Annotated in this window: 4 protein-coding genes and 1 pseudogene; 1 reads left to right on the top strand and 4 read right to left on the bottom strand. The window is 64.1% G+C overall.

Features of this window, described 5'->3' with window-relative positions; genetic code table 11:
* Positions 1-480: 480 nt before the first annotated feature.
* Entirely contained in the window at positions 481-2,715 is a 2,235-nt protein-coding gene (gene katG, locus JF66_RS02145; protein ID WP_035874471.1) for a catalase/peroxidase HPI, read from the top strand.
* Between the two features lie 94 nt (positions 2,716-2,809).
* Here the strand turns inward: katG and JF66_RS02140 are convergent, their stop codons facing one another.
* The 4 genes and pseudogenes from JF66_RS02140 to pulA all read right to left on the bottom strand — a co-directional run bounded on the left by JF66_RS02140 (position 2,810) and on the right by pulA (position 10,976).
* The gene (locus JF66_RS02140; protein WP_035874468.1) at positions 2,810-3,685 is read right to left on the bottom strand and encodes a GDSL-type esterase/lipase family protein; all 876 of its coding nucleotides are present in this window, start codon (positions 3,683-3,685) and stop codon (positions 2,810-2,812) included.
* Between the two features lie 183 nt (positions 3,686-3,868).
* Entirely contained in the window at positions 3,869-4,651 is a 783-nt protein-coding gene (locus tag JF66_RS02135; RefSeq protein ID WP_035874466.1) for an SDR family oxidoreductase, read from the bottom strand.
* Positions 4,652-4,751: 100 nt separating this feature from the next.
* Positions 4,752-5,726, bottom strand: a pseudogene (locus tag JF66_RS25200) (alpha-1,6-glucosidase domain-containing protein); the annotation flags it as partial.
* Between the two features lie 18 nt (positions 5,727-5,744).
* The gene (pulA, locus tag JF66_RS02130; protein WP_369797937.1) at positions 5,745-10,976 is read right to left on the bottom strand and encodes a pullulanase-type alpha-1,6-glucosidase; all 5,232 of its coding nucleotides are present in this window, start codon (positions 10,974-10,976) and stop codon (positions 5,745-5,747) included.
* Between the last annotated feature and the right edge of the window lie 9 nt (positions 10,977-10,985).

Genomic DNA, 10,985 nt, shown 5'->3' with positions numbered 1-10,985 from the left:
ATGATGTCGTCGATCTGGAGCACGGCCAACGCGTTCGATTGGCTGTTGTCGAGTGCGATCAGATACCCGATAGCGCGATCAATATCGGATGCCCCACCGAAGACGTAGTCGTCCATGTTGAGTGTTCCCATCGGTCGATGTGAGGCGGCTCACGACGTGGCCGCGATGCTTGAGGATAGCCGTCCACACGAAGCTGGTGGTGTGAACCGGTCAGATTCTTTGCGACTGATGAGTGAATGCGCTTCGTCCACGTCCGTCATGTCTGGGCGCATGCGATACCGACGGAGGAGTGATGTCGCGCATAGACCCCTCCCGTCGGCAGGAATCCTGCTGCAACAGCCATTCGGCTCGCGGCGACAGGGGCCAATCCAAGGCTGGCACCGAGGCGGCCGCGGTAACCTGAAGGGGTACGAGCTCCACGTGTTCTTCTGTCGGGGTCACTGACCCTGACAACAACCGACCCAGTATGGAAGGATCTTGATGCCTGAGAACCATGGCGTCGTCGTAACCGATGATGAGACGACCGAACCGATTGCCGGCGAATGCCCCGTGCCGCACGGACAGCGCACCCCGACGCCGAGTCAGAGCGGCGGGAACCGAGCCTGGTGGCCTGAACGGCTGAACGTGAAGCTCCTCGCCAAGAATCCCGCTGTGGCCAATCCGCTCGGCGCGGAGTTCGACTATGCGGCGGCGTTCGCAGCGCTCGATCTTGCCACCGTGAAGGCGGACATCGCGACAGTCCTGACGACGTCGCAGGATTGGTGGCCCGCCGACTTCGGCCATTACGGTCCGTTGATCATCCGGATGGCCTGGCACAGCGCCGGTACCTACCGAGTCCATGACGGACGGGGTGGCTCGGGAACGGGCCAGCAACGCTTCGCGCCACTGAACAGTTGGCCGGACAACGTCAACCTGGACAAGGCGCGTCGCCTGCTGTGGCCGATCAAGAAGCAGTATGGCCAGAGCCTCTCCTGGGGCGATCTGATGATCCTGGCGGGAAACGTTGCTCTCGAAACGATGGGCTTCAAGACCTTCGGTTACGCCGGCGGTCGTGTCGACGTTTGGGAGCCCGACGACGACGTGTACTGGGGCCCGGAGACCACCTGGCTCGGCGACGAGCGCTACTCCGGCGACCGCGAACTGGAAAAGCCGTTGGCCGCCGTGCAGATGGGCCTCATCTATGTCAATCCGGAGGGACCCAACGGCGAGCCCGACCCGTTGGCTTCGGCGCGCGACATCCGCGAGACGTTCAAGCGGATGGCCATGAACGATGAGGAGACCGTGGCGCTGATCGCCGGCGGGCACACCTTCGGTAAAACCCATGGCGCTGCTCCCGACAGCCATCTTGCCCCCAGTCCCGAGGCCTCCCCGCTCGAAGGCCAGGGGCTGGGCTGGAAGAATGATTTCGGTACCGGAACGGGTGACGACACGATCACCTCGGGTCTCGAAGTGACCTGGACCTATCACCCGGCGCGGTGGGACAACGAGTACTTCCACATTCTCTTCGCCTATGAGTGGGAGTTGATGGAATCCCCGGCCGGCGCGAAGCAGTGGCGGCCGAAGGACGGCGCAGGCTCGGATATGGTTCCGCTTGCTCACGACTCCTCGCAGCACCGTGAGCCGCGCATGCTCACGACGGACATCGCCCTGCGCGCGGATCCCGCGTATGAGGCCATCAGCCGCCATTTCGCCGAGGATCAGGACGCATTCGCGGATGCCTTCGCCCGCGCGTGGTTCAAACTGACCCATCGTGACATGGGCCCCAAGGCCCGCTACCTCGGACCGGAGGTTCCCTCGGAGAAGCTCATCTGGCAGGACCCGCTGCCCGAGGCAGTGGGGGACGTCATCGGCGTAACCGAGATCGCCACCCTGAAGGAGCGCGTGCTCGCTTCCGGACTCACGGTCTCGCAACTGGTCTCCACCGCGTGGGCATCTGCCTCGACCTTCCGCGGGAGCGACAAACGTGGCGGAGCGAACGGCGCGCGCATCCGTTTCGAACCGCAGAGGAGCTGGGAGGTCAACAACCCCGCCCAGCTGTCGATCGTGCTGGCCGCGCTCGAGGGCATCAAAGCGGACTTCAACGGTTCCTCGACGCGGCAGGTGTCCCTGGCCGACCTCATCGTTCTCGCCGGCGGTGTCGGAGTGGAGAAGTCGGCGCACGACGCCGGTTTCCCGGTGGTTGTGCCGTTCACGCCCGGTCGTGTTGACGCGTTGGAGGAGGATACGGATGCCGATGCGTTCACGTATCTGGAACCTGCCGCCGATGGGTTCCGCAACTACATGGGGCCACTCGCCATCCTCCCGGCCGAGACCCACCTCATCGACAAGTCCAACCTGCTCACGTTGAGTGCGCCGGAGATGACGGTTCTGGTCGGTGGGCTACGGGTGCTCGGGGCAAACTACGACGGCTCATCCCAAGGCGCGTTCACGAAGACTCCGGGCGTTCTCACGAACGACTTCTTCGCCAACCTGCTCGACATGGGCACGAAGTGGAGCGCTCTCGACCCGGGACAGAACGCCTACCGCGGCGCTGACCATGGCAGCGACGCAGCGAAGTGGGTCGGCACCCGGGTAGACCTTCTGTTCGGATCGAACTCCGAGCTGCGAGCCGTCGCGGAAGTCTATGCCAGTGATGACGCCAAGAAGAAGCTGGTCGACGACTTCGCGGCGGCCTGGGCCAAGGTGATGAACCTGGACCGTTTCGACATTCGCTGACCAATGGCGGAACCCGGGCATGACGCCCGGGTTCCGCCTGTCGGGCCGTCATCGACGTTGGACGGCACAAGGCCCCGTCGTCACGGGGCACCCGCTAGTGCTTGTGGGTCTTCTGGACAGCGGCCGCCAACAGGGCTGCACCAGCCGGCGACGGGTGGATGTTGCACGTCGACGGCGTAAGCCGGATCAGGAGCCCCGCGGCGCAGGTGTCGCCGCCGTAGGGTTTCGCCGCCCTTTCAAAGGCAGCGAAGCCGTCGGCGGCCGTGCCGCCAAACGACTTCGTGACATCAACGAGGACGGCGTCGATGGCGGAGATCGATCCGGTCACGGTGGGATCGCGGTAGTCAGTTGAGTAGTAGGTCACGGCGACGAACTCGCCGCGGTAGCCCTGTGCCCGCAGTGCCGAGTAAATGGTCGTGAGATTGGCTCGCAGCGTGTACAGGACGGGCCCCAGTCCGTTAGTGATGCAGCTGTTGACGTCACCGCCCAGGCCAACGCACTCGTCTTGCAGCATCAGCGCATCGTTCGCGCCGATCATGACCGAGACGAGCTTAGTTCGCGGGTTCGTCGCCAGGAAGTTCGTCGCGTAATCCAACTGGCTGCCTGTGTACGATTCGTGCAGGGCACCCACGTACTGACGGTAGTTCTGACATCCGTGGTCGGGCCGGGTCCCGGTGATCATACTGGTGCTGGTTTCACCGGGGCAGCTGGCGTTGGCCACCCTCAATTTTGGCCGCGCATAGTCGACCAGCAGCTCCGGGTAACCCACGAAAGCGCTGGGCGCAACACCGGGTGTGACCAGCAGTGGGTTGTACCCGAACGGCACCGAATCGCCCAGGGCGAGGTAGCTTTTGTGCGACGGGGAATCATCGTCACTGTGCGCTGAGGCCGGAACCAGGGGAACGAGCGCCAGCACGCATGCCAGTGCAGTACCAATCGCCGCAAGACGAACACTCGAGAATCGTCGCATCTGAACCTCCGTTTGAGCCCCGGAAGGACGACCCGTCGTGCCGGTGGTCCCCACGTGCATGCGAGTGCAGGCACACCAGAGGCTGGTGGGTCAGATCATCCACGCATCAGGTCGCTGCGTCAATGGCCGCGACCGAAACTGGACAAGGTGAGGCGATGCGGCAGTTTCTCGGACAAGGACGAGTCACCAGGTGCTGTCGCCGCGGATCACCACGTCGGAGCCGCCGTCGATGAACACGATCTGTCCGCACAGATGCGCATTCTCTTCGCTTGAGAGCCATGCCAACAGGTAGGCGGCCGACCGTGGCTCGAAGATCCCGTTCAGCGGCATGGGAACCATCTGCAGAATGGCTTCGCGCGCCTCCGTGGTTTGGATCAGGTCTGCCGTCATGGGCGTCACGACGATGCCGGGAGCCACACCATTGAGCGGAATTCCGGCACCGGCCCAATTCGCCGTCGCCGCGTTCCGGCGGATCCAGAGCGCGAGGGCGCGTTTCGTCGTGCCGTAGATCAACCCGCCTGTCTCGGCACCGCCCGCCTCAAGCACGGCGGCGCGGGCGAGCGCAGCCTCCTCGTTGTCGGCGGCAAACTCAGCGAGCAGCTCGTCGTCCGGCGGAAACAGCGAAGCCATCGAGGTGACGGCCAGGGCGCGGGGGGCAGCCGATCCCGCGAGCAGCGGGCGAAGCCCCTCAAGGGTAGCGATCGTGCCGAAGAAGTTCACCGCGGCGGTGGTCGCCGTGGGCGTGGCCAGTCCGGCTACGGCGAGAATGGCATCGATTCTGCCGCCACTGTGCGCGGACACCTGCTCCACGAGTTCGCGACGGCCGGCCTCCGTAGACAGATCGACGGCGATATCCGCATCGTGGATATCAACACCGATGACCTTCTCGCCACGTTCCTCGAGGAGTTCTTTGGTGGCCTTACCGATGCCGCTGGCGGCACCGGTTACGACGTAAGTTCGAGACATTGTGCTCAACCTCTCCGATTGTGGGTGACGATGAGAATACCCCCGTTAGTCTGAACCGTCGCGAAGTGCGAATGCCGCCCGCGCCGGCGGGACAGCACCACTACCGGCGCGGCCGGGCGAAGTTTTCGTAGCGTCGGCGCAGCACCAGCGCCGCACCCAGCGCGAAAACGAGCGCCGCGCCGAGCATCAGACGTACACCGATTGTGCCGGTCAGGCCCAGCTGGGGCGAGAGCACCGTGAGAGGGGCACTCACCTGCCGCGTCGACTCAAGATCGGTGAACCGCAGGGTGTGTTCGCCAACTTCGGCGGTTCCAGGAACCGTGACGCGGAGCACAATCATTCCCCGGGCATCCGCCGTGCCGGCCACGAGGAGCGTGGGCGTGGAGTGCAGCCACGCCTGCACGGTCTCACCCGGCCGGAATCCGGTGCCGGAAGCGGTGATCTCATCGCCCGCCTGCACGCGGTCCCGCGAGAGGATGAGCGAGAGGTCGACGTCCGCATGAGCGGCCCCATCAGCGTCCGGGGAGGCGTCGGGATCCGCCGGGTCGGCGGGATGCACCGGGTCGGAAGGAGTCTGGTCCGCCCCGTCCGTGGGGCTCACGAGTACCGCAACGCTCCGGGCCGGGATCGTAACGGTTCCCGTGGCGGAATCCCATTGGGTCGCCTTCACCACGTCATCGTGACCGTTCGCCTGAATCGCGGACAACTCGTAGTCCCGGCCGAGCAACGTGTTGACCTTCTGGCTAATCGCGTCGGGGCTGGCATTGAAAACTGCCAGCAGGCCATCCAGCGCCGGGTCCACGTCTGTGCCAATGAGATCGTCGACGCTCATCAGGATCAGTCCGGGTGCGGCGTCCGCGCCGCTGCCCGGGAACGAGACCTTCTGTCGGATGAGGTCGGCCGACCCCAGCCGGAGCAGCGAGTTGGCGTGCTTGAGCCGCAGCAGCTGGAGGGACTGGTCCGATGCCATTGCGATGTCAGCGGCAGACGGTTTGAGGGCCGGATTCTCCAGCAGTGGGGCCATGAGCGGCCACTTCTCTTTGTTCGACGCAGCCGATGGAAGGCCCACTCCAAAACCGTTGGTCTGGCCGCTTCAATCTATGGCATTGAACCAGTCACCCGAGTTGTAGCTGTCACGGTCGAGTGATTTCGACCGAAGCAGGTCGGTGCCGGCATGCCAGAACGAGGGGGTCTGTGCCAGTGCGACGGTGGCGAGGGACAGGGAATTCATGCGAACCCGGTCGGCCATCGATGTATCGACGGGAAGCTTGAACGCGAGAATATCGAAGAGCGTTTCATTGTCGTGCGCGTCCACGTAGTTGACGACCTCATCAGGTTCGTCGGCATACCCCGCCGGGGAACCGCGGTAATCCAGCTGGTCGCCTCTGGTGAGCGCACCATCCGCTGCCACGAAGCTGAAATCACGCAGATTGCCGGCCAGACCGAGTTTCACCAGGTCTGTCTGGTGTCCGAGGTCGGCCAGCGCTGTCTCTGTCGTGCCGTTGATCGGGTCGCCGTTCGGGTCGGTGCCAAGACCGGTACCGAAACCCTGTTGGAACGTCGACGATCCGTCGACGGGGCTGCCGCCGTGCACCGCGTCGCGCAGACGGTCATTGAACGTGCCGATACCGGTTCCACCGAGTTGACCCTGGCTTGCCTGCTCGAAGAGCGCATTCGCCGCGACCTCGCCGAAGTTCCACCCTTCCCCGTAGAGATAGATGGCGGAGCCGTCGATCCCATTCTCGGCGACGGTGAGCTCGTTAAGGGCCGTGCGCACCGCCAGCAGATTCTGCTTGGAATGGTGACCCATCAGGTCGAAACGGAAGCCGTCCACCCGGTACTGTTCGGCAAGCACGGCAACGGAGTCGACCATCAGCTTCTCGGCCAGGGCATGTTCTGTCGCCACGTTTTGACAGCAAGTCGATGTCTCGACCACTCCGCGGTCATTCAGCCGGTGGTAATAGCCAGGCACGACCTTGTCGAGAACTGACGTTGCCCCCTGCCCGCTCGCTGAGGTGTGGTTGTAAACCTCATCCAGCACCACCTGAAGACCGCTCGCGTGCAGGGCGCCCACCATCCCGCGGAACTCCGCCACGCGAGCACCGCCGTGCGGGTTCACCGCATAAGACCCTTCCGGGACCATGAAGTGGTACGGGTCGTATCCCCAATTGAACGCGTCTGTGTCGGCGACCGCGGCGATGCATGCCTGCTGCTCGCTGCTCGCCGGCCCGAAGGATGCAAGTTCACACGCGGGCTGGCCCTGCTGGGATCGGTCCTCCTCGATGGTCGCGATGTCGAAGCTGGGGAGCAGATGCACCGTGTTGAGCCCGGCTGCCGCGAGGTCTCGCAGATGGCGGGTTCCGTCGCTGTCGACACCGAAGGCGGCATAGGTTCCGCGAATGTTCTCCGGTACCGTTTCATCGGTGATCGAGAAGTCCCGCACGTGGAGTTCGTAAATGGCACGGTCAACCGCAGATTCGATCACGGGTGCGGGGGTGTCTTCCCAGAGGCCGGGCCGAAGGTCCGGATCATCGAGATCCACGACGACCGAGCGAGTGGAATTCACCGTCAGCGCGGTGGAATAGGGGTCGGTGACGAGATTGGTCTCTACCCTGTCGGTGGAGGGAACGTAGACCGTGACCTCGTAGAGGTATTCCCGGTCCTGCCAGTCGGCACCTCCGGTGACGGTCCAGGAGCCATCGGTCTGCAGATCTGCGGACACACGTTCCATCGTGTCGGCGTCGTAGAGCAGAACATCGACGTTCTGCGCGGTCGGCGCCCAGAGAGCCAGAGTGGGTCGATCGTCACGCCAACTGATCCCGAGGTCTCGCGCCGCCGCATCCGCTGCATAAAGATCGTCAAGAACGCCCGGCAGCTGAATTCCGGTGAGTGCGGTCACCGCGGAATCCGAGGCCGCGGATTGGGAAACCATGAGCTGACCCGTCAGGAGGTTTTTCGTCTCGGCTCGAGTGAGGTCTGCCGGATGCAGGGCAAGGAAACCCTTCAGAGCGGGGAAAAGTGTCAGCTGTTCGGCCGTCAACCCCGCGGGGTCGAACTCGAGGTTCGCCGCCGGACCCGGCGTGACGGAATCCTCGTCACGTCCAATGCCACCCGACGGAGCCGCGTGCAACGCCCAGCGAGTGTTCGTCGTCGTCGATCCCGCCGGTAGCAGCGCCGTCGGCCAGGCAATGGTGCTTTCGTCGATCCAGTGCGCCCGCGCCTCTCCGGTGCCGGGCAGGGGAGCATCGGCGGCGTCCACGGTGGTCAGGTGTGTTGCCGGGTCATAGCGGAAAACCACAGTGCTGCCGTCGGCGGTGCTGAACGCGAAATTCCCGCCGTCCGCTATACCGTCCTGGCCGTAGTTCTCCGCCCAACTCAGATTGTGAGCGACCTTGAATTCGTACGAACCGTCGGCGAGGGAATCCGTGCTCCACGTGAAAATGCCATCGCCGTCGACATCTTGAAGCCACGCTGCCAGGCAATCGGGTGCCCAGGCACCGGGGCACCCGACCTGATCCTGAAAAGAACCGGGGAGCGTGAGAATCGGTCCGTTCGCCGATGTCGTGGCGTAGTGCGTGATCGGGTCGTAGTAGAAGGTTATGGGGCCGCCGGCGGTCGTGTACGTGAGGTTTGCGCCGCCGTAAATGCCGGATGCGCCATAGTTCACGTCCCAATTGCCGTTGTACGCGACTTTGTACTCGTAGGTGCCGGCGGGGATATCGACGGTGCCGGAGTAGACGCCGTCTGCGCGCTTTGAGAGCGCGGCGGCCTCGCATCCCGGGGCCCAGTCTCCGGCGCAGCCCATGGCCGCGTTGTGGGTGCCCGGCACGGTCACGAGGTCGATGGCCGGCACCGAAGGTGAGCTCTCTGTGAGGACGACCGCATTCCCGACGGAGGCGAACGTGGATGCCCCCGCTCGCTGGCCGGCGGCGTCCGTGGAGATGGCGCGATATTCAATCAGGGTGCCGGGGGCTAGGTCCTGGGTGTCGTGGAAGACGCGCGGAGATCCGTCTTCAGCGGTGCCGAGCGGGGTGAAGTCCGGGGCGCCGGCGATGCGCCAGGCGAAGCTGGTTTCCTGCCAGACATTCGCGTCGACGACCGCACTGACCGGACTGACACCCGATATACCGGCCCCGGGAACCGGCGCGTTCACGGTGATTGCGGCGGCGGCGTCGGGGGCCGCAACGGGAATATTCGCGCGCAAGACCACCGTGCTGAGAGCCGGAACAGTGACGGATGCGAGGCCAGAGGCGTCACTCGTCGTTGCCGTTCCCCCGAGCAGGGGCTTGTACTCGGCACGGGGGGTCAGCGTCGTGATATCGACCGTCCTGGCTTCGGTGGAGTTGTTGAAGGCCACGAGGTGCTCAATCAGCTCTGTTCGATCGATGCGGGACACGGCGTAGATACCGGGGCCGTCATCAACGAAGCGCTCGATCTGAGCACCCTGATTGAGGGCCGGGGTGGTTCGGCGGAGTTCCGCGAGCTCGGCGATGTGCGTGTACATCGGAGCCGAGGTGTCGAATCTGTCGACCGAACCGGCGACTTCGCCGGTCACGAGCTTCTGGTTGGCGTAGGCGTCCACCTCGGTGGCGAATAGTGATTGACGGGCGTTCTTGTCTTTACCATCACCGGCCCCAGCGAAGCCCTGCTCATCTCCGTAATAGACGACGGGCTGCCCGCGGGTCAGGTACATGAGGTCATGGGCGAGTTGATCGCGTGCGAGGGGCGCGTCGGTGCCTTGCAGGGCATAGCCGATCCGACCCATGTCATGGTTACCGAGGAATGTCGGAAGGGCAGCGGCCGAGCTGTTCGGTGTCGTGTACATGTCGTCACCGGCATACAGATTTTTCAGCGTGGCGGCGGAGTTGCCCGCTGCGAATCCGGACGCGGCGGATTGAAAGGTGAAGTCCAGCACGGAGTTCATGTCGGTTTTGCGCACGTACGGTGACAGCTGTGCCGGGTCTGCGTCATAGACCTCGGCGAACATGAAGAAGTCGGGCTTGCCGACCGAATGTGCGTAGTCGAGCACCGCCGTGGTCCACTGCTCCCAGAAGTCGAAATTAACGTGTTTGACCGTGTCGATCCGGAAACCGTCGATGCCCAGGTCGACCCAATCCTTGTAGACGTCGACGAATCCGTTGACGACGCGCGGGTGCTCCGTCATAAGGTCGTCGAGCCCGTCGAAGTCGCCCTCGGTCACGGATTCCCCCGACCACGTTGAGTTACCCCGATTGTGGTAGAGCGTGGGGTCATTGAGCCAGGCCGGTACCTTCGCATCCGTTTCGGCAGCCGCTACGGTCGGCGTGTAGGCGAAAGAACTCGTCGGATCGAGATCTGGAAAGCCCGCGGCCGTGTCAGCAGCGGCAAAATCGCCCGGCGAGAAGGTGTTGCCTGCGGCGTCACGATAGGGGGATGAAGCCTGGTCGATGTAGCCGTACTCGCCCTCGGCGTAGTCGATCACATCGGCCGTATGGTTGGTGATGATGTCGAAGTAGACCTTGATGCCACGAGCGTGGGACTCCTCGATGAGGGCTTCGAGCTCGGCGTTCGTGCCGAGGTGAGGGTCAATCTGCGTGAAGTCCGTCACCCAATACCCGTGGTAACCGGCGGAGGCGGTGGCGCCTGAACCTTGGACCGGCTTGTTGGTGAAGCTCGGCGTGAGCCAGAGTGCAGACGTGCCGAGGCCGTCGATGTAGTCCAGCTGCGACCTCAGGCCAGCGATGTCACCGCCGTTGTAGAAGCCCTCATTCCGTGGATCGAATCCACTCTTCAGCGGGTCGGTGCCGAGCCCAGCCGTGTTGTTGGCGGTGTTGCCGTCTGCGAAGCGGTCGGTCATCACAAAATAGAACTGCTCATCGCTCCCCGCCTGGCGTACCGGTGCGGCGACGAGCGAATCGTCCTGCTCGCTATAGCTGGCACGCAGGCCGAGTGGTTCAAGGGCGACTCGTTGGAGGGTGTCGTCGTAGGTGACGCGCAGGGTCTGGTCCCCGGCGAGTGTCAGCGGGATGTTGTCCCCGCCGCCGTTGAGACCGTACGCCTCGTCGAACGATCCGTCGATCACGACCTTGTACTCGTAGGTACCGGCCGGAAGCGTGAACTCGGCGGCGTAGACGCCGGCCACGCCAGTGGGGGCCAAGACGGTATCGCTACACTGCGCCATCCAGTCGTCGGTGCAGCCGATTTCGGTCTGCAAATCGCCGACAAGAGTCGCGGTGCGGTCGGCGGCCAGCGCAGCAACCGACGGCAGCCCCGCCAGCGCGGAGCCGACGAATGCCGCGATCGTGAGCGTGGCGAGCACGCGGGACAGTCGAGCGCTGACGGTCATCTTTGACTC

It is taken from the genome of Cryobacterium sp. MLB-32 (genome assembly GCF_000738085.1).
In the GTDB taxonomy this organism is placed as follows: domain Bacteria; phylum Actinomycetota; class Actinomycetes; order Actinomycetales; family Microbacteriaceae; genus Cryobacterium.
Note: the sequence above shows the minus strand (reverse complement) of the source record. Positions and strands in the feature narration are given on the sequence as shown.